Below are 25,327 nucleotides of genomic sequence, written 5' to 3'. Positions count from 1 at the left end.
TATAAAAACTATGGAAAAAATCGCAGCTAATCAGCTGCGATTTTTTCTTACTAATAAAAAAGGCCCAACTTATCTCGTGAGCCTTTGAAGAAAGAAGTGGCAATTAAGCGTGTTGAGCTTCAAACTCTTGCATAAATTCAACCAAGGCTTGTACCCCTTCAAGTGGTACAGCGTTGTAGATTGAAGCACGCATACCGCCTACTGCGCGGTGCCCTTTTAGAGCCACTAGTCCGCGCTGCTCTGCCTGTTCCAAGAACAATCCATCCAGTTCAGGTTTTGCTAGCTGAAACGGCACATTCATTCGTGAACGGTTTGCTTCGTGCACATTGTTGATGTAGAAGTCTGAGCCATCAATCTGGTTGTAGAGTAGCGACGCTTTCTCTTTATTGGTCTTCTCCATTTCAGCAACACCGCCCTGCTCTTTCAGCCACTTAAAGACAAGGCCAGAGAGGTACCAAGCAAAGGTTGGCGGCGTATTAAACATGGAGTCCTTCTCTGCCAAAACTTTGTAGTTGATAAAGCTAGGAACCAGTTCACTTGCGAGCTCAAGTAAATCATCACGAACAATAGCAATACAAAGCCCTGCTGGGCCGATGTTTTTCTGCGCACCCGCATAAATGACGCCATACTTAGACACGTCAATTTCACGCGACAAAATGTTTGAAGACATATCAGCGACAATCGGTTTGTCTGTTTGAGGAAGTTCGCTAATTTCAATACCATCGATGGTTTCATTAGGACAGAAATGAACATAAGCCGCATCTGAAGCGATGTCCCATTCACTTGCAGGTAAAACTGCCGTTTTGCCATCACGCTCTGTTTTGGCAACGAACGCGTCGACTTCACAGTACTTACTTGCTTCTTTAACCGCACTTTCTGCCCAATAGCCCGCGTCTATGTAGGTCGCTTTTTTTGATGAGCCCAATAGGTTCAGTGGCACTGCGGCAAACTGAGCACGCGCTCCGCCTTGGCAGAACAACACTTTGTAGTTGTCTGGGATATTAAGAAGGTCACGGAGATCTTGCTCTGCTTCTTCAGCAACTTTAATGAATTCTTTACTTCGATGGCTAATTTCCATTACAGAAGTGCCTAAGCCATTCCATTCGACGAATTCTTGTTGTGCTTTTTCCATCACTGCTTTAGGTAGGCCCGCTGGACCTGCGCTAAAGTTATAAACCTTGCTCATCTAGTCTTTCCTTGCGCATGCTTTTAAGAGATTAGTCGATTAATAGCATGTTTTATTGAGGATAAAAAGCAAGAAAAGAGGTCTTAAGACCTCTTTTCGCGTTAAGTAAGTAAATTTAACACTTAGGGTTGCATTAGCGCTGGTAAAAGTAGCGCCATTAGAGGGATCTGCTGGCCATTACCAAACACCAAATTTCCTTCTTTTAGCTCAGCTTGAATCTGATACCCTTTATCCGTTTCCTGAACCAGTTCCATAGCCATCGCTTCATCAACCCCCTGCTTGATAAACGGGTACTGAGTCACAAGTCCACTAGAGAAGAAAGTATCTAGGTCACCTGTTAACGCTGGCAAAATCATCGCTGGATTCTGAGTAACATTGTCTGTGCCTTGCGGGACAGTAATCTTCCACTTGGATTCAAACTCACTCTCTTCCCCTAGTTTCACCGCCATTTTATTCATAGCAAAGTAGAAACCTTTAGAAAATAGACTTTCTACATAAGGTATCGCTTCTTCAATGTCGGCGTCGGTTGGCATCGGATTATTCTGGTAAAGATTCACCAAATGTTCAAAAGCAACACTGTCTAAACCGCCGAAAGAGAGATCGATAGAAACACTGTCTACGTTACCATCTTCCATAACCAGCTTATTCATATCGACAATATGCTGGCTACTTACTGTCTTTGCCATCTCGTCAAATGAACTCAAGAAGGTATATTTACTGTCACTTAAAGAAAACAGAGGTGATTGGTCAACATTCAGGACTGAAGCTTCAGCCAGATTTAATGTTTGTTCGCCAATCCAGAAGCTGTTCATCTTCTTGCCTTGACCTTGCCCAGTGAGGCCAGACAACAGCATTTTCTCACCAGAATTAAAATCAATTTCCACCGACGGAATATCGAGGTCATAGGTAACATCACCCAGTACGCTAACGTGCCCTTGCAAAGTAGAAGGGGTAATAGACACAATTGCACCTTCTGGCCCTTCAGTGACTTGATTCCAATTAGCAAGGCTAAGCACGTAATCTGTATTACCGTTTAACTGAGTCACAGTATTGAGTGTTAGAGGTAAGTCAGGCACGTTTTCCATCATGGATTCAGCAGACAGGCTAAACAAGCCATGAGTAACGTTACTACTCACAATCACTTCTGACGGTAAGCCATCAATCGCAAGCTGCTCTGCCAATACAGGATCCACTATCGTGTAGCGAGTTTTGACCGTTGAGGATAGGTATCCACGGTCATATTCAACAATCTCCGCTTGCAGAGAATCATTGGATAGATGAGCAACACCATCTTGAATTACGGTTTGTCCTATCTGTCCAACAGCTAATGGCCAACATAACGCAAGCGAAATAGCACCACCTATGGCGCCAATTTTTTTTAAATCCATGGTAATAATGTCTTATATTGTGATTTCATTAAGTCTACACCAAAAAACATTGAGTTAAATCAGAGTATTGGCTTTCTATGTAAATCAAACCTAAATCTCATACTTAGCTCCCAATACTTTTGTACCTTCCTTGGTAGAGTAGAAAGTGTTGATGTTTAAATTGTAGCCTAGTCGTGAATCCATTCTCTGTAATCTGTTTAGATAACAACCCAATAAGCGTAGAACAGCTTAGGCGAGAGCTAAGCCCGCTTTCACCCAAATTCGACCTACATACGGCAGATAGCATCGAAGATGCGCACGCCGCGCTAGAGTATTGCTTTGAACAAAAGCAGACTGTTGCTTTAGTCATTGCCAGTCATCATGAAAACTTCAATGGTGCGGATTTTCTGGTTCAACTCGACAGAAATACCCATACCCAAAGTGCCAGAAAAGTTCTGATAAGTTGCGGCCAAGACATTCAAGCTATTTTGTCCGCGGTGAACGAAGGCCGTTTAGATCACTGTCTAACCAAGCCCTTACAAGATAATTTAGTGCATAAAACGGCGCAAAAAGAGCTCACGACTTTCATCCTCGAAAATGATAAAGAGAACTTACTTTCCTATAGCCAAGTACTCGACCAACACCGTTTACTTCGAGCTCATATTGAACAAAAGATGCGAAGCTATCGTGAAGGATTTATTTCTGATCATCACAGCCTGTCTGATCAGGAGCTTGCAGAAAAAGTGACTACTGCACTACTCGATTTTTTTGCACAAGAAGATGAGACCCAGGCTTGTCGTACCTACTCTCCTGACCATTTGCTTACCATCGAAGGCGAAGAAAACCAATTTCTTTGGTTTATAACAAAGGGAGAAGTGGCGCTTTATAAAAAAGACGATGTAGGCATGCAACGCGAGGTGGTGAGGCATACTCAAGGTAATATTGTTGGCGGGATGTCGTTTGTGACAGGTGAACCTTCTTTTTCTACTGCGGTAACGCTTTCACAAACTGAGGTAATAAAGCTAGATAGAGAAGTCTTCTCTAAAGTCATGCACTCCAATATGACACTACTCCCTCTGTTCACTAACTTGTTGCTGAGACATTTTAACCGACGTCTCCAACGCAGTATCAACACTAAGCTAGAGCTACAGAAAACGCTTGAATCACTCGAATCCGCTCATCAACAACTCATAGAACGAGAGAAAATGGCGATGCTCGGTCAACTCGTTGCGGGGGTAGCACATGAGCTCAATAATCCGATTGCTGCCATCCTAAGAGGTACAGAAACGCTCACCAATAAAATCCAACATCTGGTAGATGATCGATCAATACAAGAAGTTGGTTTAGAAGGCATATCAGTTCTCAAGGAAGGCCTCAACCAGAGGCCTCGCTCTACCGCTAAAGAACGCGAACTCACTAAAAACTTGGACGAACAGATACAAGACCGTCGAGTAGCGAAGAAGCTGGTCAAACTAGGGCTCGAAACCGACATAAAATGGATAGAACTTGCGATAAGTCAACCGGTGCAAGCCCAGCAATCACTTGAACGCTTAGAGGATTATTATTTGGCAGGCGCCACACTGCGGTCAATCAACGTCTGCGCCGGGCGCATCGCCGATATGGTTAAGAGCCTTAAAGGTTATTCTCGCCCCGATGACGAGAAGCTTCACCTAGTCGATATTCATGAAGGCATAGAAGATACGCTAGTCATTTTTGAAAACCGTCTGAAGTTTCATGCGGTTGAGCGCCTCTATCAAGACATCCCCCAAATACAGTGCCAACCTATCGCTTTGCAACAAGTTTGGACCAATCTCATTTCCAATGCTATCGATGCTTTTCCTGACAAAGGGAAGCTAAAGATACAAACCCAAAAGCTATCACGCTGTGGAACTGATTGGGTTGTGGTGTCTTTTACGGATAATGGTTGCGGTATTTCACCTGCGACTCAACAACAAATGTTTACCCTTAATTTTACCACCAAGAAAGAAGGCAACTTTGGTTTGGGAATTGGCCTGTCAGTGTGTCAACAAATTGTCCACCAACATGGAGGGCAGATTGATGTTGACTCGGTGGTTGGTCAATTTACTAAGATGTCAGTTTGGCTGCCCTTTCGCCAAGTACCACCAATCGTCAAGGAGCTCTAAATGAACAAATACCTTATTTTATGTGTCGATGATGAGCGAGAAGTGTTAGACAGCGTAATGCAAGATCTTGATTGTTTTGAAGAGCACTTCATTGTTGAAGCCGCAGAGTCCGTTCAAGAAGCGAAAGAACTGATTGCTGAATCTCTGCAGGAAGACGTAAAGTTGGCGCTGATTCTCTGTGACCACATTATGCCTGAACAAACCGGAATCCAATTTCTGATCGAACTGAATCAAGATGAGTCAACAAAGCCAACGAGAAAACTACTTCTTACCGGGCAAGCAGGGCTGGAAGACACTGTGGAAGCAGTTAATCATTCAAGTCTCGATTTCTATATCGCGAAACCTTGGCAAGGTGATGAACTGCGCCAAGTGTTAAAAAACCAACTTACCACTTACATGATACAACACGAGCCGGACTTAATGCCTTGGGCATCAGCATTAGAAACAGAACGAGTATTTGAAGCCATGGCGAAAAATCGACTCTATTACGGCGAGTAATTAACCACATTTGGCATATGAATTGCTTAAATCAATAATTAACGACAAAACAATGACATTTTTATAGTGACTATTGCTATGATGCATTATCATGTCGTAACTAACGTCATGGCGCTAATGTCGCTTAAGACCAAGGAAATTAACAAGATATAGGTTTATCGTCCATATGCGTAAAACAATCTTAGCTGCAGCCCTAGTGCTAGCATCTGGTCAAACATTTGCTCAAACTGATCCGAATAGCCCGGCGGTAATGAGTAACTTTAACTATGACTACGTAGAAGCTCGAATCGGTGCTAGCCCAGTCACCTTTGGTGCCGCGATGAGTAAGTCTATCCACCCTAACGCACATGTTATCGGTCGCGTCGATTCTGAATTCGAAGGCGATTACGACGCAGCAGCCGGCTTTGGCTTCCATGCGCCAATCAACAACTGGGCAGATTTCACCGGTGAGATGCTTGTACGTCTGGTTGATACGGGTAACGAAAGCCGTTTCGGCTTAGACCGAGGTACAGAAACGGGAATGGAGCTAAACCTTGGCGTTCGTCAATGGCTTGGTCCTCAGTTAGAAGTTGGTGGTAAAGGTAGCTACATTTCTATCGACAACAAGAAAGAATGGGCTGGCTCCGCCTACGCGCGTTTCCACTCAACTGAGCTATTCTCTCTTGGTGCTGAAGCTCGAATTAACGACTTCTACGGTGACCAACTGATGTTCACAACTCGATTTAAATTCTAATCGAGTCCAAGATTCGAAAAAACCGAGGTGAGTACCTCGGTTTTTTATTGCAAATCCTTTTGCATTTGAGCAGTTCGCCTCTTATTTTAACTCCGAAGCGATTAGAGATTTAGTGGCAACTCGCCAATAGTTGGCGTTTACGCGGCTCTTGAATAAGCTTCCAGTGAATACCTTCAATTGCACCAGCAAACTTCCAAAGCAGTTTTACATCGACATCGCTGCCATAAGCCTGCTTCACTCTCGAAAATACTGCAGGCGCACCGAGTTCTAAAAAGGTATCCACATCCTCTACCCCTGCCTTTTTTACCATGCGCTCTAAGGTCAGCTGCATATTAGGTAGATCACGCAGTCGTCTATTCGCCGATGAGCGCTTAAACTGACGTTGTGATACGGAAAAATTTATTGATTGTTCTACTAACTCACTCAGTCGCTGATGTTGGCTCGAAAAAAGCTGGGTTATATCGTAATAATTTACCGTCGCCGTAGTTTGTTTTTTAACATGACGATATTTCTCACAACCTAGCTGGTTAAGCGTTTCATCTAATGCCTCTCCACCTCTGATGAATATTTTGTCTGCACTCAGTAGCGCGAACATCGCTTCGTCTCTAAACAACCCAGTACCACCAAACATGGATCGCTTTTGAAAGTCGCCAAACTTTTGTACGTATTGAATAAATTGTTGCTCTGTCATATCCATTGATCCTTAATCAAATACCCCGATTAGTTATGATCACCAGATAGCAGCAGTAATAAGCGAAAAAAATAAAACTCAACCAAACTATGTTATTAGTAATTTTTTAGCTCGATTGATAACAAGTACTAAGAATGATAGTTAACGAAACAAAATAAGTCTGTGCATTTGTCACACCAATGACACTCAATCGGTCTCATATCGTGAAGATTATCACAAGTTAATATATTAACTAAATTGCAAACTATCTAAAATAACGAGATAAAATGCTGCGCGAATTATCAATAACTAATATCAATTGTTTGCTAATATATGGTGTAAGACGTTACACTGTCAGGAGTAGCATAACCTTATAGTGTATATGAACCACTTATCTTTCTATTGGCTGCCTGAAAACGGCGAGCTTTTACTCAAAGGTATTGAATCTGAGTTTTCAACTTTGATTGAACACTCAATCAAGTCACGTACTATCTCACTCCCTCCGATTTCTGACGTAGTACTAAAGATTCAACAGCTTTGTACCCAAGACACAACAACGGTTTCTGACGTAGCAGACAGTTTGCTTGAAGATCCTGGTCTTGCGGCTATCGTCATTCGCGTAGCAAACTCCGTCATTTTTAATCGTCGCAATATCACTTGTACCGATCTCGTCACCGCGGTGTCTCGACTCGGCATTCTAAGGGTAAGAGACATTGTCACCGCCCAAGCAATAGAGCAACTAAAGCATTCCGTTAATCTGAGCCAATCCTGTAATCAAGTTCTGGTTCAAAGTGCAATGAATTCTCGCGAGTTGGCTGCCACTATGGTGTTGGTAGTACGAGGCTTTAAAGAATCGGGCTCGCCAAGTTACAATCACCTGGAAACCGATAAAGCACTACTAACAGGCCTGCTAGCCGATATCGGTCTGTTCTGTATTGTGAATGAGTACCACAACTATTTGGAACAGGGTAACTATCTCAACGAAGAAATTGCCTTCCAAATTTTTGAGCGTCAGTGCTCGAACGCAAGCAAGCTTGTGCTAGAAAGTTGGGGGTTTGACAACGACTTCCTTGCAGTAGCCTGCAATCAGGTTATTGACAATATAGATGTGTCAGTAAGCTACCTTGACGTAGCACGCATCGCGAATCACATCCTAATGTTCCGACGCCAAGATGAACAGATCACTGAACATACGGTAGAATTTGACATTACAGGCGCAGATATACTGTACAAACTCAGTAATTTAAGTGATATTGAGTTCAATGCACAGATAGATGAACTTATAAGCGCGAGTGGTCTGTAAATTCAAATAGGAACTTCAGACCCTAGACAGGAAGTACCATGTTTTCAGGGATGTTATTTATCTTTGCCCCACTTGTCGTGGGGTATTTTATTTCTATATCTAAAAAAGCTCTACTCAACACTATAAACTCAACCACATCAAACCTAATCTATGTGATTTTAGCCTTGATGGGTTTGAGCTTAGCCGCACTTGATAATCTGGGTCAGAATCTGCAATTGATCCTCAAGACAACGGCTGTCTTCTTTGTTTGCTTGAGTCTTGCCAACCTTGCCGTGCTCCCTTTCATAGATAAATGGCTACCGATAAAAACCGATGCCAGCAATACCAAATTGCCATTATCTGAAATGGCAATGGAGTCGGCAAAGCTGATCCTAGTCGTCGGAGGTGGTCTGATTGTTGGATTATTGGTGCCCTTTGATCTCAGCTGGGTAGATACTGCCAGCGAGTGGATTTTGTTCCTACTACTGTTTTTTATTGGCATCCAGCTACGCAACAGTGGTCTCACACTGCGTCAAATCCTACTTAACAAACATGGAATGGTCATTTCTATTGTGATCATCGCTAGTTCACTACTTGGTGGCATTGTCTCTGCCCTTATTTTAGATATCGATGTGTATCGTGGCTTGGCAATGGCTTCTGGCTTTGGTTGGTATTCATTAGCAGGCATCTTGATGGGTGATGCTTTCGGCCCTGTTTATGGCGGTGCCTCTTTTATGATCGAGTTACTGAGAGAGTTGGTTGCATTGGTGCTTATCCCTCTCTTTATCCGTACTAAGCCATGTACTTCTATCGGTTATGCTGGCGCGACTGCGATGGACTTTACCCTACCTGTCATTCAAACCACAGGCGGGGTCCGTTGTGTCCCTATAGCCATTGTTAGCGGTTTCATATTGAGCTTGCTCGTTCCTGTTTTAATGTTGTTCTTTGTCTCTCTTGCAGGCTAGATCGCAGGAATTGTCATTCAAAAGCTCTATATTATGCGCTTACAAGCCCAACAAATTTAGCGAACGCTAAATTAGATAATTAGAAACTATAAGAATTAGCTTTAAAAGGAATCACTATGAAACGCACTATCGTTGCAATGCTGCTAGCTGCAACCTCAACCTTTGCGGCCGCTGCTGACAATGCTTGCCTATCAAAAAAATACGACGCTTACATTGATGCCTCTCTGCACTGGTACGAAGATTTATCAACGCTAACTTCGGAGCAATACCCAGAGCTAAAAGAAGTAAGCAAGTGGTTCCTAGAGGGTCGTAAAAATCATTTCGAACTTAATCGTGCAGCAGTTCACTACTATCTAGAGCAAGATCCAGCAAAAGTTGCGACCAACCAGCCGGTAGAAGCTTGGCTGCAACTAGAGCAAAAAGACATTAAGGTTCTCGCCTCTCGCAGCGACGAATTGGGTCAATTAGCCAAGGTAACCTTCGGTGATCGTCAAGCTAAACCGCATGACAAAAACTATGAGCTTCGCTCTGCATTTGCAGACCTTCTCAGCCATCCGACCAAGATCGATGCCGCATTAAAACGCTACAATGCATCAATCAAAGACCTTGAAGCTATCAGCTGCAAGTAAACACAAGGCTTGTAGGGGCATTAACTTTTCGACCAACTTCTGCCCGGTAAAATCTAAGATTCGATAATTAAGACGGGACTTTGTTCCCGTTTTCGTTTAGATTGTCCCGCTGCAATAAAAATGATTAGAGCAATGTAGCTGTATGACATCGGAACATAAAACGGCTGACGTGAGTTTCGAGAGTTTACTCCGAATCTTCACCGTCCCAGAAGGACCAGACTCAACGCTAACTAAGATCGAAGAGAAGCTATCGCGCAACTTAAATAAGTTTTTGCGCGAACATATCGTGGCAGAAGAAAAACCGCTACGCGATATCGAAAAAGACTTTTCTCATGCGTCGATTCCAGAGCAACCTGAATTCGTATCAGATCATACGCAGCATCTACTCGATACATTAGTCTCCCATTCCGTTCATACCTCTGCGCCAAGTTTTATTGGTCATATGACTTCAGCACTGCCTTATTTCTTAATGCCGCTGTCGAAAATCATGATCGCTCTCAACCAAAACTTGGTAAAGATAGAGACCTCAAAAGCTTTCACGCCACTTGAACGTCAAGTATTAGGTATGTTGCATCGCTTAATCTACGGTGAAAACGACACCTTTTACAACCAATGGATGCACAGTGCTAACCACTCATTGGGCGCATTCTGCTCCGGCGGAACCATCGCCAACATCACAGCGCTTTGGGTTGCTCGAAATAACGCACTGAGAGCCACAGGCGAGTTCAAAGGTGTAGAAAAAGAAGGCTTATTCAAAGCAATGAAGCACTACGGCTACGAAGGGTTAGCTGTATTAGTTTCTGAGCGCGGCCACTACTCCCTTAAGAAAGCGGCAGATGTGCTAGGCATTGGTCAAGAAGGCTTGGTAGCGGTAAAAACAGACAGCAACAATCGAATTTGCCCGCAATCTTTACAAGAGCGTATCACAGAGCTTAAAGCGCAAAACATCAAGCCATTTGCAGTGATTGGTGTGGCGGGCACGACAGAAACAGGCAGCATCGATCCACTCAAAGAAATCGCTAAGATTTGCCAAAGGGAAGATTGTCACTTCCACGTTGATGCGGCATGGGGTGGTGCGACGCTAATGTCTAATAACTATCGACATCTACTCGATGGTGTTGAGCTTGCAGACTCTGTCACTATCGATGCACACAAACAGCTCTATATTCCAATGGGTGCAGGTATGGTGTTGTTCAAACAACCTGATGCCATGAAGTCGATTGAGCATCATGCGCAATATATTCTGCGCAAAGGTTCGAAAGATTTAGGTAGCCATACTCTTGAAGGCTCTCGTTCAGGAATGGCAATGTTGGTATATGCGGCAATGCATATTATCAGTCGTCCTGGCTACGAGTTGCTGATCGATCAAAGCATCGAGAAGGCTAAGTTCTTTGCTAACCACATTGAACAACAACCTGACTTTGAACTGGTCTCCGAACCAGAGCTTTGCCTCCTAACCTATCGCTACCTTCCGGAAAATATTCGTATCGCACTCGAACGTTCGACAGGTAAACAAACTCAAGAACTTAATGAGTTACTTAACGAACTGACCAAGTTCATTCAGAAGCGTCAACGTGAAACGGGTAAATCTTTTGTCTCTCGTACCCGCTTAAACCCTGAAAAGTGGGACCGATTGAATACCATTGTATTCCGCGTTGTGTTGGCTAACCCTTTGACTGGTTGCGATATTCTAAGTGCCGTGTTGGAAGAGCAAAGAGAAATTGCTAAGCAAGCACCTAAGCTTATGGCAAGAATTGAGAGCTTATCAGAGCGTATCCTTGCTCATTAGCTATAAACTGAAATTTTATTTCTAGAAAAGTGTAATTTCTCTATCAAGACGAGCCGCAAGAATGAAATTTCCAACCGCAGAACCGCTATTTCTGTAGTTTAGACAAAATTTTGTTTGAGGCTTGTCATATAATAGCCAATTGCCTCGTAGAAAAGTTCCCGCAAACCTTTTGCTTAGGTTTATACTGGTTCCATGGCGCTGGATTGCACTTACCTTTTTGGGTAACGCTTTGTTCCCCATCATTAATATTCGGGTATATCCAGTGAGTTGTTCTCTATACCCTCGTGAACACTATGAACACATTAGAAAAAATTCAAAAAAACCTAGAAAATTTTAGCAAGTCTGAGCGTAAGGTCGCTGAAGTGATCATGGCATCGCCACAAACTGCTATCCATTCTAGTATTGCTACACTGGCAAAAATGGCTGATGTAAGTGAGCCAACTGTTAACCGCTTCTGTCGTCGTTTGGACACCAAAGGTTTTCCAGACTTTAAACTTCATCTTGCCCAAAGTTTGGCTAATGGTACCCCTTACGTTAACCGCAACGTTGAAGAAGATGACGGTCCTGATGCTTACACCCATAAGATTTTTGAATCAACGATGGCGTGTTTGGATGTGGCAAAGAACAGCTTAGACCCTATGCAGGTTAATCGTGCCGTCGATTTGCTTACACAAGCTAAGCGTATCTCTTTCTTTGGCCTAGGTGCTTCGTCTGCTGTAGCGAAAGATGCGCAAAATAAGTTCATTCGCTTTAATATTCCAATTACTTGCTTTGAAGATATCGTAATGCAGCGCATGAGCTGTATTAACTGTACAGACAATGACGTGATAGTTCTAATCTCTCATACTGGTCGTACTAAAAGCCAAGTAGAGATTGCTAATCTAGCTCGAGAGAACGGTGCGACTGTCATTGCGATCACCGCTAAAGACTCTCCTTTGGATAAAGCAAGTTCGTTATCTATCTCACTCGATGTACCGGAAGATACGGACGTTTACATGCCTATGGCGAGCCGTGTCGTTCAAATGACGGTTATTGACGTTCTAGCAACAGGCTTTACTCTACGCCGCGGTACAGGATTTAGAGAGAACCTGAAGCGTGTTAAAGACGTCTTAAAAGACTCCCGTTACGACAAGCTGTCGCAATTCTAATAAAACGGAGCACTCAGTGCTCCGTTTTTGCTTTTCTACTTTTATTAACAAGCTATCAGCTGTCTTGAAAGCTGCCCTGATCTTTCTTGTCACCCAGTGAAATCACTCTCGCGTTTGATTCTGCCTTACGACTTTCACCGATATTACAGCTATCTTGACACTGACAAACTTGGCGTAAGATATAAGTTAATCGCTCTTTGGTCAGTGGCAATGGGTTACCTTTTATCGCAACAGACTTAAGCGCGTCATCAGCAACTTCTTCGAAAGAGGTCGTACATATGCCGAAACTATCAAGTTTGGGCAATGCCAGTTTCTCTAACATCATATTGACCCATAAGATAGCATCGTCGCGGCAAGCATTAACCCTTCCAGTTAAGATTTGGGCTACCTTAGAGTATCGATGCAACACATCTCCTCTTCCTGCCCGTTTTGCAGCTTTAATGTTTTCAGTCATCACAAACGGCGCCAGTCTGCCTGTAATGACACTATGCGGAGCATCAAGCTTGCCACCCAAAGCAGAGGCGAGCCCGTGGGCTGCGCCCAATTTCGCATTTGTTATCGCCATGCCACCCAGCATGGCAGCAAACGAGATATCTGCTCTCGCTTTATAATCATCTTGTAAACAAGCGGGAAGTATCGACTGACTAAGCCTACGTAATCCCTCTTCACAAATCATGTCAGTTAACGGGTTGGGATCGCCACACACATACGCTTCCATTAAATGGGTGAACGCATCCATAGCTCCGCGTCCAGATGTAGACTTATCCGTACCATAAGTTAATGTGGGATCAATGATCGCTACATCGGCGAGCATATCCGGACTGCGCAGGCTAACTTTAACTTGATCTTGACCGGAACGAAGCACGGCATTACGCGTGACTTCAGAACCGGTACTTGCGGTGGTTGGAATGGCAATAAATGGAATCGGCTTAGACTTAAGCGGTACGTTACGCCCAACCACCTCAACATAATCATAGACATCACCTTGATTAGGGATGACAGCAGCCAGCGCTTTGCCCATATCTAGGACACTCCCTCCACCCATGGCAATGACCATATCGGGTTTAAACTTGCGACCAACCAATGCCGTTTCTTCGATCATGGTAATGTTAGGTTCACCACTTATCGCGACGTGTTGATAGCGCATATTTTGCTGTTTAATGTAGTGGAGGATTGGTGAAGCGCGGTCGGTATTTTTGCCAGTAACAAGAAGGACACTGTAACCATACTGGTTGATAACGGATAACGAGGATTGTAATGCACCTTCACCGAAAATAATTCGAGTCGAGGTCATAAACTGGAACATACTCAACACACTCCCTGTGACAACCGAATATTAAGCTTGCACGGAATCAAACGAAATAAACATGACATAGTGCAACTTGTCGGCAAAAGCCTTTATTTTTATAGGGCTTTCTCGACTTGCAGCACAAACTGATAGCATTATTGACAGCGTGAAAGGATACTTTTTGTTCAATAGGAATTACCTATCAGAACAAGAGGCAAATCACCCTTTATTTCCGCCAATGATTCGGGCATAGTTGCACTTAACAAAATACAGGAGAAAGAGAATATGTTCGTAGTTATCTTTGGTCGCCCAGCTTGTCCTTACTGTGTTCGTGCAAAAGAGCACGCTGAAACACTAAAAGCTAAACGCGATGATTTCAACTACCGCTACGTAGACATTCATGCAGAAGGAATTTCTAAAGCGGACCTAGAGAAAACTGTAGGTAAGCCTGTAGAAACTGTTCCTCAGATTTTCATTGACCAAGACCACATCGGTGGCTGTGATGATTTCGAAGCTTATGCAAAAGAACATCTAGGTCTATTTGACGCGTAATCGCCAAGAACCTTTAAGAGCCGCTTATGAATAAGCGGCTTTTTTGTGTCTGAATTTAAACAAATTTACTCACTGCATTGCCTAAGTCAGCTAATAGTAAATTATAAAAATTTTCACTTATCTTTTTGCAATATTCAGATACAATTCGCACACTTAACCTATTCCCCGGCACCAACACAAGAATTGCCCGTGAACATTGACGTCGTACACTTGCTCGAACAAAACCCTATTCTTCTCATTTTCGTTGTACTAGCGATCGGCTTAGGCATCGGTAAAATTCGCTTTGGCAACTTGCAGTTAGGTAACTCCATCGGAGTATTAATCACCTCGCTCGTGATGGGTCATCTTGGTTTTAGCTTTAATGCCGAAGCACTTACTATCGGCTTTATGCTGTTTATCTACTGCGTTGGTATCGAAGCTGGTCCAAACTTTTTTGGTATTTTTTTCCGCGACGGTAAGCACTACTTCATCTTAAGCTTGGTGGTGCTCTCTACCGCGCTTTGTATTACCTATTATGCCAGCCACTATATGGGCTTAGATTTTGGTTTATCAGCCGGTATGATGGCTGGTGCGTTAACCTCGACGCCCGTACTGGTAGGTGCGCAAGATGCACTGAACTCTGGGCTTGCCACTACGCCACGTAATATGGACTTTAACCAAGTAATCGAAAACCTCTCCGTTGGTTATGCGATGGCGTATTTGATTGGCCTGATCAGTATGATTATGTTCGCCAAACTTCTTCCAAAGCTGCAAAAGCAAAATCTATCAGACTCTGCCCAGCAAATCGCACAAGAACGCGGACTGGGTAGTTCAGGACAACGTAAAGTTTACCTACCTATCATTCGCGCATACCGAGTAGGTCAAGAGCTGATCGATTGGATTGATGGCAAAAACTTACGCGAACTCGGTATTTACCGTCAGACAGGGTGCTATATTGAGCGCATTCGACGCAATGGTATTCTTGCCCATCCTGACGGCGACGCGATTTTGCAGCAAGGTGACGAAATCGCACTGGTTGGTTTCCCTGATAGTCACGCACGTCTTGACCCTAGCTTTCGAAACGGTAAAGAGGTCTTTGACCGTAACCTCCTTGACCTACGCGTTGTCGAAGAAGAAATCGTCGTAAAGAGTGACTCTATCGCTGGAAAGCGCCTGTCAGATCTTAACCTATCTGAATACGGCTGTTTCTTGAACCGTGTAGTTCGCGCTCAAATCGAAATGCCAATGGATCTAGACATTGTTCTCGCTAAGGGCGACATCCTACAGGTCAGTGGTGAAAAGAGTCGCGTCCATGGTCTTGCGGAAAAAATTGGTTTTATTTCGATCCATAGCCAAATGGCAGACTTACTTGCTTTTTGTAGTTTCTTCATCCTCGGCATTATGTTCGGTTTGATTACCATGACGTTTGGTCAAGTCTCCTTCGGACTTGGTAATGCAGTAGGACTTTTGCTATCTGGAATTACGCTGGGCTTTTTACGCGCCAACCACCCTACATTCGGCTATGTTCCTCAGGGGGCGCTAAACATGGTCAAAGACCTGGGCTTAATGTTCTTTATGGTTGGTATCGGGCTGAGTGCGGGTGGCAAGATGTTTGAGCATCTCTCTCAAGTTGGCTTGCAGGTAATTGGCCTTTCGTTCGTGATCAGTGTGGTGCCTGTTGTGGTGGCATACTTAGTTGGAGCCTACCTACTGAAAATGAACAGAGCACTGCTATTTGGCGCAATCATTGGTGCACGCACCTGTGCCCCAGCCATGGATATTGTTAACGACTACGCTAAATCAACCATCCCAGCTCTCGGTTATGCGGGTACATACGCCATCGCTAATATATTGATGACTTTAGCTGGTACGATCCTCATCATTCTTAGCTAAGCTCATAAAACAGATACCCATGAAAAAGGCTTCCGATTGGAAGCCTTTTCTGTGTTTGTCATGTTGAACTCTGTTAGCTCAGCGGTCTGAGGTAAGCTAAGAAACGCTTTTCTGCGAACTTAAAGCAAGCAAGAATAATGAACGTCAATGCCATGTAGAACAGACCAGCCGTGAGGAATGATTCAAATGGCGCGTAGTAGCGAGAGTTAACTAGGCGTGCAGCGCCTGTTAGATCAACAATAGTTACGATACCCGCCACAGCACTACCGTGGAGCATAAAGATAACTTCATTACTGTACGCTGGAAGTGCACGGCGCAATGCACTTGGCAAAATAATGCGTCGATAGGTTTTAAATGTACTCATGCCATAGGCTTTTGCAGCTTCCACTTCACCTTTAGGTAAACCGTTGATAGCACCGCGAATAATTTCCGCGGTATAAGCGGAAGTGTTGAGTACGAACGCGACTAACGCACAGAACCAAGCGTTTTCCCATAAGGTATCCTTCACAGGGAAGAACTGATCCATACCGTAATAAATCAGATACAGCTGCACGAGCAACGGCGTACCACGGAAAAAGTAGATAAATGCCCAGCTCGGACCATTCAATAAATAGTTGTGGCTATTGCGCGCCACACCAAGTGGGATAGCGACAACTAATCCAATAATAAGCGCCAATCCGACTAACCACGTGGTCGTCCACAAGCCATCTAGATAAATCGGGAAGCTTTCTAAAATAAGTGAAAAGTCCATTCTTTACCTCGCATGAATACTGAATTTGCGCTCTACCATTTTCAGGAACCCTGTCGATACACTGGTAAAGAATAAGAAGATAATTGCCACAGCCATGTAGAAGGTAAATGGCATCTTGGTAGAGCCTGCTGCTAGCGAGCTCATACGTACCATGTCTTCAAGACCGATAATTGAAACAAGCGCTGTTGTTTTTAAAAGAACTAGCCAGTTGTTACCAAAGCCTGGCAGCGCATGACGAATCATTTGGGGTAACAAAATTCGACGAAACGCTAGCACTGAACTCATGCCGTATGCTTTTGCGGCTTCCAGCTCACCTTTGTCGACCGCCATTATCGCACCACGGAAAGTCTCTGCCATATATGCGCCAAAAATGAAGCCAATGGTGAGTACGCCCGCTACAAATGGGCTGACGTCAATATAATCGGGTAAATACGAGGTCCACTCATGATTAGGATCGCTTGAGGCAAACCATTCATTCAATGTTTCGTTGATGGAATACAAACTGTTGTTAAGAAGAATTTGTCCACCAAAGAAAATTAACATCATGAGGACTAAGTCGGGGATACCACGAATAACTGTGGTATAAAGCGTCGCGATTGCTCTAGCCCAGCGATATGGGGCCATTTTAGCTAATGCACCTAGCATGCCTAAAATCATCGCTAACAGTAGCGATAATAGCGCGACTTCGATGGTCACTACGGCCCCTTTTAATATCGAGGCTTCATATCCTTGTAGATCCAGCATAGGTAAGTTCCTGATCCCTAAACTTTATAAAATTCGACCGTTGGCTACTACTCCTAGGAACAAGAACCAACGGTCGCTTAGCAACGATTACTGACCGTAAACGTCGTAGTTGAAGTATTTAGCAGCGATGTCTTGGTAAACACCTTTTTCACGTAGAGAAAGGATAGCTGCGTCTAGCTTCTTAGTTAGGTCTTTGTCTTGCTTACGTACGGCAATACCAAAACCTTCACCGAACCACTTAGGATCGGTTAGTGACGGACCAACAAACTCGTATGCTTCGCCACCAGCTTTGTTAAGTACGCCTTCTTCCAATGCTGAAGCATCACCTAAAACGGCTGCAACGCGACCATTAGCAAGATCTAGGTAAGCTTCGTCAAAAGAACCGTAGCGAACGATTTCTACTTTGTCACCGTAGTTGTCTGTTAGGTATTTGTCATGAGTTGTTGCGCGCTGTACCGCAATTTTTTGACCTGCAAGGTTATCAAAGTCTAAACCAGCGCCTTTCTTGGCGATAAATTTGTTAGGGATAAGAGCGTATTTGCCAGTGAAGTCAATTTTCTTTTTACGCTCTTCAGTAATCGACATCGCTGCAATAATCGCGTCATACTTACGCGCAAGCAGAGAAGGAATGATGCCATCCCAGTCTTGAGCAACAATCTTACATTTCACCTGCATTTCAGTACAAAGCGCATTTGCCATGTCTACATCAAAGCCTTTGAGAGAACCGTCAGCCTCTGTCCAGCTAAACGGAGGATAAGCGCCTTCAATACCGAAGCGAACTGTTTTCCATTCTTTCGCTTGTGCGACGCCAGATACTGCTGTCGCTGCCAGTGTTGCTGCTAATAACCACTTTTTCATTTCCATACTCCTGTGATTGTGATTCTTATTTTTAACTTGATTGTTTGTTGTGTTTACCGCTAAGCGGTGATTAATAAATCGATGAGATAAACTGCTGTAGACGCTCAGAGTCTGGGTTAGTGAATAGTTTAGCTGGGTCACCCTGCTCTTCCACTAAACCTTGATGCAGGAACATCACATGGTTTGATACGTCACGGGCGAAAGCCATTTCGTGTGTTACCACCAGCATGGTGCGACCTTCTTCAGCCAAGTCGCGCATAACGCCAAGCACTTCGCCAACTAGCTCTGGGTCAAGTGCTGATGTTGGTTCATCAAACAGCATAACTTCAGGGTCTACCGCTAACGCGCGGGCAATAGCGGCACGTTGCTGCTGACCACCTGAAAGATGGCCTGGGTAGTAATCTTTACGCTCGTAAAGTCCAACCTTTTTCAGCAGCAGCTCTGCATTTTCAATCGCTTGAGCTTTTGGTACGCCCAATACATGAACCGGTGCTTCTATAACGTTTTCTAGCACTGTCATATGCGACCAAAGGTTAAAACCTTGGAAAACCATAGCCAAACGCGAACGGATGCGTTGAACTTGCTTTTCATTGGCAGGAACCGCCTCACCTTGGCGATTGTTTTTCATTTGAATTAACTCACCGTTAACCCAAATTTCACCTTCAGTTGGCGTTTCTAGAAGGTTTATACATCTAAGAAAGGTACTTTTACCGGAACCTGATGAACCGATAATAGAAATGACGTCCCCTTTGTGAGCTTCTAACGAGATGCCCTTTAAAACTTCATTTTGTCCAAATGTTTTGTGCAGTTCTTTTATGTCCAGCGCTGGTACATCTTTCATGCGCTTTTACTCCCTGTATTTATTATGACCAATTGCATCGTTTAAATGCTTTTGGTTGACTGCTGGGTTCCACCCACATTGCGATACAAACTAGCACTACCCCGCCCAACTTGCAACAAATTATTAACCTACAAATCAGCAATATCTAGCCACTTTATATGACTAATAATGCATTCAATAGTCGAAAAAGCTTCAAAATTCGCATAAAACACTTCTCCAGCCAAACAATAAACCAAATCTATTAATTAACAATTTTATAAAAACAAGATCTATCTCAATAAACCATCTCAAGTTTGATATTGGTCGCGATTTAACTCTTTGTAATACGCTAATAAAACTCACATTATGAAACTAAATTTCAATCAGATACGCTCTTGCCAAGCTGACCAGCAAATGTTGTGTAGTTTTCTTTCACAACCTTTCATAAAGTGATCTAAATCAATCACTCTTAAGGGTTAGCACGTTAAACTCGCGTCAAAGATAAAAGCCTCAATAGTCGTACTTTTTGTCTTTTAATCCTCTATGCTATAGCACATCAAGTGCACGCTACATGAGGTAGGCCGGGAATCAAAGGCAGGAAGCTACGCCGGGTTTTGCGGAGTGACCGACACAGAATAATAATCGGGTCACTCTTTGAAGAATCATTAACTTTTTAGAATATGAGGAATCTATGTCAGACGCAGTCAATAAACCGCACTCTGATTCGGATATCGAAAATAAGAGCTATCAAGAGCTGCATCGCCCAGCTTCTGAGTTTGAAAGCCGTTCAGACTATCTAGACCACGAACTGCAAATCATGAAGCCACGTCGCTTTGGTTTGAACCTTCCTGGTCGCGACTTCCGTTTCGAGCTTGAAGACCTAGTTCCAGCATTGGCAGGTACTATCGGTATTATCGCAATGTACTCTGCGGTAATGATGTCTTGGGCTGAGGGGCTAACTGCCGCTTGGGATCATATCAACCTAGGTAAGGAATTTGCGATTGAAGTAGCTCGTGTAGAGATGCTAATTCCTGCGCTGCTATTCTGTGTTCTAGCTTCTGGTTTCATTAACCCTAAAGCAAACCTTGCCGGTAACCACGGCCCAATGATCCCTCTTATTGGTACCATTGCTCTCGCTGGTGCCCACCCTCTTGCATTGGCGATCTTAATCGGTATTTTCGGTCTACTACTTAGCTTCCTCAAAGGTGGCTCTAAGCTAGTTAACCTAACCTCACAGGGCACCGCAGGCGGCTTGCTCATATTCCTTGGTTTAACAGGCACAATGAGCCAAATCAACTCCATTCAGTCTTGGGCAGTCGGCTTACAATCTGACACCGTAGCTGCTGGCAGCATGGGTTATGTTGGTCTTATCGTTCTTGCGGTCACTATCGCTCTGTACGCATTCTTAGCGAAAGTGAACAAGCGTTGGTTGGCTATCCCTGTTTGTGCATTTACCGGTCTGGCGATTGCTCTAGTTCTAGGCGCTGGTTTTGACATCAAATTCGTAACTGAAACAGGTCTACCTAACCTAAACCCTGTTTACTGGTGGGGCAGCACTGAAGAAGGCTGGATGTTAGGTCTGCCAAATGTAGAACACTTTATTGCGTCACTTCCATTTGCGATTCTTGCGGTAGCAATGTGGTCTCCAGACTTCTTAGGTCACCGTATCTTCCAAGAGCTGAACTACCCTAAAAAGACTGAAAAAGTACTAATGGACGTTGATGACACAATGACTATGTGTTCAATCCGTCAAATGGTCGGTACAGCAGTCGGTGGTGGTAACATCACGTCATCTTGGGGTACATACATGATCCCAGCAGCGATCGCGAAACGTCCTATCCCAGCGGGTGCTATCCTTCTTGGTCTATTGGTTATGATCATCGCTATCCTTGGGTTCCCGATGGATATCGCAGTATGGCCGCCAGTAATGCGCGTCGCTCTACTGGTTGGTGTATCGCTTCCTCTACTTGAAGCTGGTATGCAGATGGTTAAAGACTCAAAAGACTCACAAGCGGCTGGTATCTGTATCTTCGGTTCTGCAGTTGTGAACCCGGTTCTTGCTTGGGCACTGACTATGTTACTGGATAACAATGGTCTGATTGGCGATAAAGAGCGTGCAGCGCGCCTATCGTTTGTTGATAAAATCGTGATTCCAGTTGGCGTACTTGTCATCTGTCTAGTAGCAATGCTAGCGGTAGGCATGCTTGAAGGCCAATACGGCATCCCTGCATTCCTATAATCAACATAAAGTTGAGAGTCCAATTCGGGCTCTCAACTTTTTTTTAATAAATTCAGAAATACTAAAAAAAACTTTGGATAAGGGACGATTTATTGATTTAGTTTAAGGTTTGCAAAATTTTTTTAGTTTATCCTTGAAACCAAGTTAATCGTTCACCATATAAAAAGTAGTGACAATATTTATAGTTTTGTGTCCTTTCGTTGATCGATTTTAAAGACTATACATATTGTTATTCATAAGAGTGTACCGCCCCGTTCAAGGGAGTCTGACTCGCTCAACGGATCAGATAGGTACGTGTTTTTTCTACTAAAAAGGTAGGTATGTCATGGCAGAGCAATTTGCTAAAGCTTGGGAAGGTTTTGCTGAAGGTGATTGGCAAAACACTGTTAACGTTCGCGACTTCATTCAGAAGAACTACACTCCGTACGAAGGCGACGAATCTTTCCTAGTTTCTGAAGGTACTGAAGCGACTAATACGCTTTGGGCTAAAGTAATGGAAGGCATCAAGCAGGAGAACTCTACTCACGCACCTGTTGATTTCGATACTTCTGTTATCTCTACCATCACTTCTCATGATGCTGGTTACATCAACAAAGACCTTGAAACTATCGTGGGTCTTCAGACTGAAGCGCCTCTAAAACGTGCAATCATGCCTAACGGCGGTGTACGTATGATCGAAGGTTCTTGTAAAGCTTACGGCCGTACACTAGATCCACAAGTATCTAAAATCTACTCTGAGTACCGTAAAACGCATAACCAAGGTGTTTTCGATGTGTACTCTCCTGACATCCTAAAATGTCGTAAGTCTGGTGTTCTAACTGGTCTTCCAGATGCATACGGTCGTGGCCGTATCATCGGTGACTACCGTCGCGTTGCACTTTACGGTGTAGACTTCCTAATGAAGGACAAAGTTGCTCAGTTCCACTCTACTCAAGAGAAACTAGAAGCTGGTGACGATCTACAGATGACTATGCAGCTGCGTGAAGAGCTTCAAGAGCAGCACCGTGCACTTGGTCAACTAAAAGAAATGGCAGCGTCTTACGGCTTCGACATTTCTGGTCCTGCGACTACAGCTCAAGAAGCTATCCAGTGGACTTACTTCGGTTACCTAGCGGCTGTTAAATCTCAAAACGGCGCAGCAATGTCTCTAGGTCGTACTTCGACTTTCCTTGACGTTTACGTTGAGCGTGACATCGCAGCTGGCATCATCACTGAAGAACAAGCTCAGGAAATGATCGACCACTTCGTGATGAAACTACGTATGGTTCGCTTCCTACGTACTCCAGAGTACGATGAGCTATTCTCTGGCGACCCAATCTGGGCAACAGAATCTATGGGTGGTATGGGCGTTGACGGTCGTACACTAGTAACACGTACTAACTTCCGTTTCCTAAACACGCTATACACTATGGGTCCTTCTCCAGAGCCAAACATCACTGTTCTTTGGTCTGAGCAGCTACCTGACGGCTTTAAGAAGTTCTGTGCGAAAGTATCTATCGATACGTCTTCTATCCAGTACGAAAACGACGACCTAATGCGTCCAGATTTCGACAACGATGACTACGCTATCGCTTGTTGTGTATCGCCAATGGTTATCGGTAAGCACATGCAGTTCTTCGGCGCTCGTGCGAACCTAGCTAAAACTCTACTTTACGTTATCAACGGCGGTGTAGATGAGAAGCTTAAGATCCAAGTAGGTCCTAAGACTGAAGCAATGACTGACGAAGTGCTAGACTTCGACAAAGTTTGGGCTGGTCTAGACAACTTCATGGATTGGCTAGCGAAGCAATACGTGACTGCGCTAAACGCAATCCACTACTCTCACGACAAGTACAGCTACGAAGCAGCGCTTATGGCTCTACACGACCGTGACGTACGTCGTACAATGGCTTGTGGTATCGCTGGTCTATCTGTTGCTGCTGACTCTCTGTCTGCAATCAAGTACGGTACAGTTAAGCCAATCCGTGACGAAGACGGCATCGCGATCGACTTCGATATCTCTGGCGACTACCCGAAATTTGGTAACAACGACGCTCGTGTTGATGACATGGCTTGTGAACTTGTGACTATCTTCATGAACAAGATCCGTAAGCTTAAGACTTACCGTGATGCGATTCCTACACAGTCTATCCTTACTATCACTTCAAACGTGGTATACGGTAAGAAGACAGGTACTACGCCAGACGGTCGTAAAGCAGGAGCTCCATTCGCTCCAGGTGCAAACCCAATGCACGGCCGCGATGAGAAAGGTGCGGTAGCATCTCTAACATCTGTAGGTAAACTACCGTTTGCTGATGCGAAAGATGGTATCTCTTACACATTCTCTATCGTGCCAAATGCACTAGGTAAAGAAGAGAACTCACAGCGCGCTAACCTTGCAGGTCTAATGGATGGTTACTTCCACCACGAGACTGGCATTGAAGGTGGTCAGCACCTAAACGTGAACGTTCTAAACCGCGAAACTCTAGAAGACGCAGTTAAGAACCCTGAGAAATACCCTCAGCTAACAATCCGTGTATCTGGTTACGCTGTACGCTTTAACTCTCTAACTGCAGAGCAGCAAAAAGACGTAATCGCACGTACATTCACTGAGTCTCTATAATCTCAGATTAATGAATGATTGAATAAGCCCCGCTTGATGCGGGGCTTTATTTTTTCTATCAAGCCCTTACTGCCAATTCAGAGATACGGTGCACAATTCACTTCACTGGTATACTTATTGCTATCGTTTAATTCAGTTAATCCTGTACTATCAGAACTCTAATTGAGTTAAACAACAAGCCTATGAAGTTAAATCGAACTCTAATTCTGCCACTACTGCTGGTTTCTACGACTGGCCTAGCTTCAGAAAAATCGACCGTTTCTTTCTCTCTCGACAACGATGGCATTTTCGGTGTCGACCAAGACTACACCAACGGCCTGTTTCTCAGCTACACCACAGGTGCCATCACGCCCTACCCTATGTTTGAACCTCTCAGCCTATCATTTTGGGGCGGGGCTTCGTTAGACAAGTTTGAGTTTGTACTCGGCCATAAGATGTATACACCTTCAGACATTGAGTCAACGACACCGATGGTAAATGACAGACCTTACGCAGGTTTTCTTCATACCGAATTTAACTACATCAGCCTACACCCTGAGCAAGCGCAGCGTTTTAATCTGACTCTGGGTGTAACCGGTGATAAAGCGCTTTCAGAAGACGCGCAAAAGTTAGTCCATTCCATCACCAAGTCTGATGAACCAAACGGCTGGGCATATCAGGTTGACGATAGCTTTGCGGGTAGTGTCGGTTACCTAAGCCATTTTAATCTATGGCGTCAGCGCTCTATAGCGAATACCGACTGGGAGATATCTAACGTTTCAGAAGTCAACGCAGGTAACTTCCGAAGTGATGTGTCTACTGGGTTTATGTTCCGCTGGGGTTCGGGCCTTGGTGGTAGTATGGGCGCAGCCAACATCGATAACGAAAATCCGTTTCGAGCCGGTATGCTCGGAGGCTCTCAAGGCGGTTGGTTTGTCTTTACCGGCATTGAAGCTCGCTATCGCTTCAATGATATTACCGTAGAAGGAGATCGTTCTGGCGTCAGGGATTACGCAATTCAAAAAGGTCACGATCCAAGCATCTACGACGTAACGTTAGAACACAATCAAGCAACCGCAGTGGCCGGTTTTGCTTGGTACAACCAAAGCTTTGGTGCCACCTTAACCGCTACTGCGAAAACGCCAGACTACAAAGAAGCAAAAGAAAGCATGTATGGCACAGGTGGCATTGCCTTATACGCTTTCTTCTAA

21 protein-coding genes are annotated in these 25,327 nt (G+C 44.2%); 13 read left to right on the top strand and 8 right to left on the bottom strand.

Features of this window, described 5'->3' with window-relative positions:
- Nucleotides 1–103: 103 nt before the first annotated feature.
- Nucleotides 104–1,186, bottom strand: a complete 1,083-nt coding sequence (serC, locus tag AC6R16_RS08625; protein ID WP_500674136.1) for a 3-phosphoserine/phosphohydroxythreonine transaminase — start codon at nt 1,184–1,186, stop codon at nt 104–106.
- Nucleotides 1,187–1,308: 122 nt separating this feature from the next.
- Nucleotides 1,309–2,574 carry a DUF945 family protein gene (locus AC6R16_RS08620; RefSeq protein ID WP_500641877.1) on the bottom strand — a complete coding sequence of 422 codons (1,266 nt, stop codon included), beginning with the start codon at nt 2,572–2,574 and terminating at the stop codon, nt 1,309–1,311.
- 173 nt (nt 2,575–2,747) lie between these two features.
- Between AC6R16_RS08620 and AC6R16_RS08615 the strand changes: the two genes are divergently transcribed.
- The 3 genes from AC6R16_RS08615 (at nt 2,748) to AC6R16_RS08605 (ending at nt 5,928) form a co-directional block, all read left to right on the top strand.
- Nucleotides 2,748–4,697 (top strand): ATP-binding protein, encoded by a 1,950-nt coding sequence (locus AC6R16_RS08615; RefSeq protein WP_500674135.1) that lies wholly within the window; start codon nt 2,748–2,750, stop codon nt 4,695–4,697.
- Nucleotides 4,698–5,195 carry a response regulator gene (locus AC6R16_RS08610; RefSeq protein WP_500674134.1) on the top strand — a complete coding sequence of 166 codons (498 nt, stop codon included), beginning with the start codon at nt 4,698–4,700 and terminating at the stop codon, nt 5,193–5,195.
- Between the two features lie 166 nt (nt 5,196–5,361).
- Nucleotides 5,362–5,928 carry a hypothetical protein gene (locus AC6R16_RS08605; RefSeq protein WP_500674133.1) on the top strand — a complete coding sequence of 189 codons (567 nt, stop codon included), beginning with the start codon at nt 5,362–5,364 and terminating at the stop codon, nt 5,926–5,928.
- Nucleotides 5,929–6,037: 109 nt separating this feature from the next.
- On the opposite strand, the gene AC6R16_RS08600 is transcribed toward AC6R16_RS08605, so the two are convergent.
- On the bottom strand, nt 6,038–6,625 hold the full coding sequence (locus AC6R16_RS08600; protein ID WP_500641873.1) for a TfoX/Sxy family DNA transformation protein: 588 nt from the start codon (nt 6,623–6,625) through the stop codon (nt 6,038–6,040).
- Between the two features lie 355 nt (nt 6,626–6,980).
- Here AC6R16_RS08600 and AC6R16_RS08595 point away from each other — a divergent pair, with 355 nt between their 5' ends.
- The 5 genes from AC6R16_RS08595 (at nt 6,981) to AC6R16_RS08575 (ending at nt 12,411) form a co-directional block, all read left to right on the top strand.
- Complete coding sequence (locus AC6R16_RS08595; protein ID WP_500641872.1) at nt 6,981–7,901, top strand: HDOD domain-containing protein; 921 nt, start codon at nt 6,981–6,983, stop codon at nt 7,899–7,901.
- Between the two features lie 38 nt (nt 7,902–7,939).
- Complete coding sequence (locus tag AC6R16_RS08590) at nt 7,940–8,845, top strand: LysO family transporter (RefSeq protein WP_500641871.1); 906 nt, start codon at nt 7,940–7,942, stop codon at nt 8,843–8,845.
- A gap of 116 nt (nt 8,846–8,961) precedes the next feature.
- The gene (locus AC6R16_RS08585) at nt 8,962–9,474 is read left to right on the top strand and encodes a hypothetical protein (protein WP_500641870.1); all 513 of its coding nucleotides are present in this window, start codon (nt 8,962–8,964) and stop codon (nt 9,472–9,474) included.
- A 142-nt stretch (nt 9,475–9,616) separates the two neighbouring features.
- A complete protein-coding gene (panP, locus tag AC6R16_RS08580; RefSeq protein WP_500674132.1) occupies nt 9,617–11,263 on the top strand; it encodes a pyridoxal-dependent aspartate 1-decarboxylase PanP in 1,647 nt (548 codons plus the stop codon).
- Between the two features lie 293 nt (nt 11,264–11,556).
- A complete protein-coding gene (locus tag AC6R16_RS08575) occupies nt 11,557–12,411 on the top strand; it encodes a MurR/RpiR family transcriptional regulator (RefSeq protein ID WP_004749005.1) in 855 nt (284 codons plus the stop codon).
- Between the two features lie 55 nt (nt 12,412–12,466).
- Here the strand turns inward: AC6R16_RS08575 and AC6R16_RS08570 are convergent, their stop codons facing one another.
- Complete coding sequence (locus tag AC6R16_RS08570) at nt 12,467–13,717, bottom strand: iron-containing alcohol dehydrogenase (RefSeq protein WP_500674131.1); 1,251 nt, start codon at nt 13,715–13,717, stop codon at nt 12,467–12,469.
- A gap of 267 nt (nt 13,718–13,984) precedes the next feature.
- Here AC6R16_RS08570 and AC6R16_RS08565 point away from each other — a divergent pair, with 267 nt between their 5' ends.
- Complete coding sequence (locus tag AC6R16_RS08565; RefSeq protein WP_004749003.1) at nt 13,985–14,251, top strand: GrxA family glutaredoxin; 267 nt, start codon at nt 13,985–13,987, stop codon at nt 14,249–14,251.
- Nucleotides 14,252–14,440: 189 nt separating this feature from the next.
- Complete coding sequence (locus AC6R16_RS08560) at nt 14,441–16,123, top strand: aspartate:alanine antiporter (protein ID WP_500674130.1); 1,683 nt, start codon at nt 14,441–14,443, stop codon at nt 16,121–16,123.
- 73 nt (nt 16,124–16,196) lie between these two features.
- On the opposite strand, the gene AC6R16_RS08555 is transcribed toward AC6R16_RS08560, so the two are convergent.
- The 4 genes from AC6R16_RS08555 to AC6R16_RS08540 form a co-directional block, all read right to left on the bottom strand.
- Nucleotides 16,197–16,874: an ABC transporter permease gene (locus tag AC6R16_RS08555; protein ID WP_500641866.1), complete on the bottom strand. Its 678-nt coding sequence runs from the start codon at nt 16,872–16,874 to the stop codon at nt 16,197–16,199.
- Nucleotides 16,875–16,877: 3 nt separating this feature from the next.
- Nucleotides 16,878–17,618, bottom strand: a complete 741-nt coding sequence (locus tag AC6R16_RS08550; RefSeq protein ID WP_500641865.1) for an ABC transporter permease — start codon at nt 17,616–17,618, stop codon at nt 16,878–16,880.
- Between the two features lie 87 nt (nt 17,619–17,705).
- Nucleotides 17,706–18,476: an ABC transporter substrate-binding protein gene (locus AC6R16_RS08545; protein ID WP_500641864.1), complete on the bottom strand. Its 771-nt coding sequence runs from the start codon at nt 18,474–18,476 to the stop codon at nt 17,706–17,708.
- Between the two features lie 70 nt (nt 18,477–18,546).
- Nucleotides 18,547–19,317 carry an ABC transporter ATP-binding protein gene (locus AC6R16_RS08540; protein ID WP_272785268.1) on the bottom strand — a complete coding sequence of 257 codons (771 nt, stop codon included), beginning with the start codon at nt 19,315–19,317 and terminating at the stop codon, nt 18,547–18,549.
- A gap of 670 nt (nt 19,318–19,987) precedes the next feature.
- Here AC6R16_RS08540 and AC6R16_RS08535 point away from each other — a divergent pair.
- From AC6R16_RS08535 to AC6R16_RS08525, 3 genes are all read left to right on the top strand, one after another.
- Nucleotides 19,988–21,535, top strand: coding sequence for a DUF3360 family protein (locus tag AC6R16_RS08535; protein ID WP_500641863.1), 1,548 nt, complete (start codon nt 19,988–19,990; stop codon nt 21,533–21,535).
- A 325-nt stretch (nt 21,536–21,860) separates the two neighbouring features.
- A complete protein-coding gene (pflB, locus tag AC6R16_RS08530) occupies nt 21,861–24,137 on the top strand; it encodes a formate C-acetyltransferase (RefSeq protein WP_239856136.1) in 2,277 nt (758 codons plus the stop codon).
- A 182-nt stretch (nt 24,138–24,319) separates the two neighbouring features.
- A complete protein-coding gene (locus AC6R16_RS08525; RefSeq protein WP_500674129.1) occupies nt 24,320–25,327 on the top strand; it encodes a lipid A deacylase LpxR family protein in 1,008 nt (335 codons plus the stop codon).

Source organism: Vibrio sp. R10-SG3-ISO10 (assembly GCF_059834185.1).
Note: the sequence above shows the minus strand (reverse complement) of the source record. Positions and strands in the feature narration are given on the sequence as shown.

Bases quoted from the DNA above. Each gene is read 5' to 3' on its own strand.
- serC (WP_500674136.1), bottom strand. From the start codon at position 1,186: ATGAGCAAGGTTTATAACTTTAGCGCAGGTCCAGCGGGCCTACCTAAA.
- AC6R16_RS08620 (WP_500641877.1), bottom strand. From the start codon at position 2,574: ATGGATTTAAAAAAAATTGGCGCCATAGGTGGTGCTATTTCGCTTGCG.
- AC6R16_RS08610 (WP_500674134.1), top strand. From the start codon at position 4,698: ATGAACAAATACCTTATTTTATGTGTCGATGATGAGCGAGAAGTGTTA.
- AC6R16_RS08605 (WP_500674133.1), top strand. From the start codon at position 5,362: ATGCGTAAAACAATCTTAGCTGCAGCCCTAGTGCTAGCATCTGGTCAA.
- AC6R16_RS08600 (WP_500641873.1), bottom strand. From the start codon at position 6,625: ATGGATATGACAGAGCAACAATTTATTCAATACGTACAAAAGTTTGGC.
- AC6R16_RS08595 (WP_500641872.1), top strand. From the start codon at position 6,981: ATGAACCACTTATCTTTCTATTGGCTGCCTGAAAACGGCGAGCTTTTA.
- AC6R16_RS08590 (WP_500641871.1), top strand. From the start codon at position 7,940: ATGTTTTCAGGGATGTTATTTATCTTTGCCCCACTTGTCGTGGGGTAT.
- AC6R16_RS08585 (WP_500641870.1), top strand. From the start codon at position 8,962: ATGAAACGCACTATCGTTGCAATGCTGCTAGCTGCAACCTCAACCTTT.
- panP (WP_500674132.1), top strand. From the start codon at position 9,617: ATGACATCGGAACATAAAACGGCTGACGTGAGTTTCGAGAGTTTACTC.
- AC6R16_RS08575 (WP_004749005.1), top strand. From the start codon at position 11,557: ATGAACACATTAGAAAAAATTCAAAAAAACCTAGAAAATTTTAGCAAG.
- AC6R16_RS08570 (WP_500674131.1), bottom strand. From the start codon at position 13,717: ATGTTCCAGTTTATGACCTCGACTCGAATTATTTTCGGTGAAGGTGCA.
- AC6R16_RS08565 (WP_004749003.1), top strand. From the start codon at position 13,985: ATGTTCGTAGTTATCTTTGGTCGCCCAGCTTGTCCTTACTGTGTTCGT.
- AC6R16_RS08555 (WP_500641866.1), bottom strand. From the start codon at position 16,874: ATGGACTTTTCACTTATTTTAGAAAGCTTCCCGATTTATCTAGATGGC.
- AC6R16_RS08550 (WP_500641865.1), bottom strand. From the start codon at position 17,618: ATGCTGGATCTACAAGGATATGAAGCCTCGATATTAAAAGGGGCCGTA.
- AC6R16_RS08545 (WP_500641864.1), bottom strand. From the start codon at position 18,476: ATGAAAAAGTGGTTATTAGCAGCAACACTGGCAGCGACAGCAGTATCT.
- AC6R16_RS08540 (WP_272785268.1), bottom strand. From the start codon at position 19,317: ATGAAAGATGTACCAGCGCTGGACATAAAAGAACTGCACAAAACATTT.
- AC6R16_RS08535 (WP_500641863.1), top strand. From the start codon at position 19,988: ATGTCAGACGCAGTCAATAAACCGCACTCTGATTCGGATATCGAAAAT.
- pflB (WP_239856136.1), top strand. From the start codon at position 21,861: ATGGCAGAGCAATTTGCTAAAGCTTGGGAAGGTTTTGCTGAAGGTGAT.
- AC6R16_RS08525 (WP_500674129.1), top strand. From the start codon at position 24,320: ATGAAGTTAAATCGAACTCTAATTCTGCCACTACTGCTGGTTTCTACG.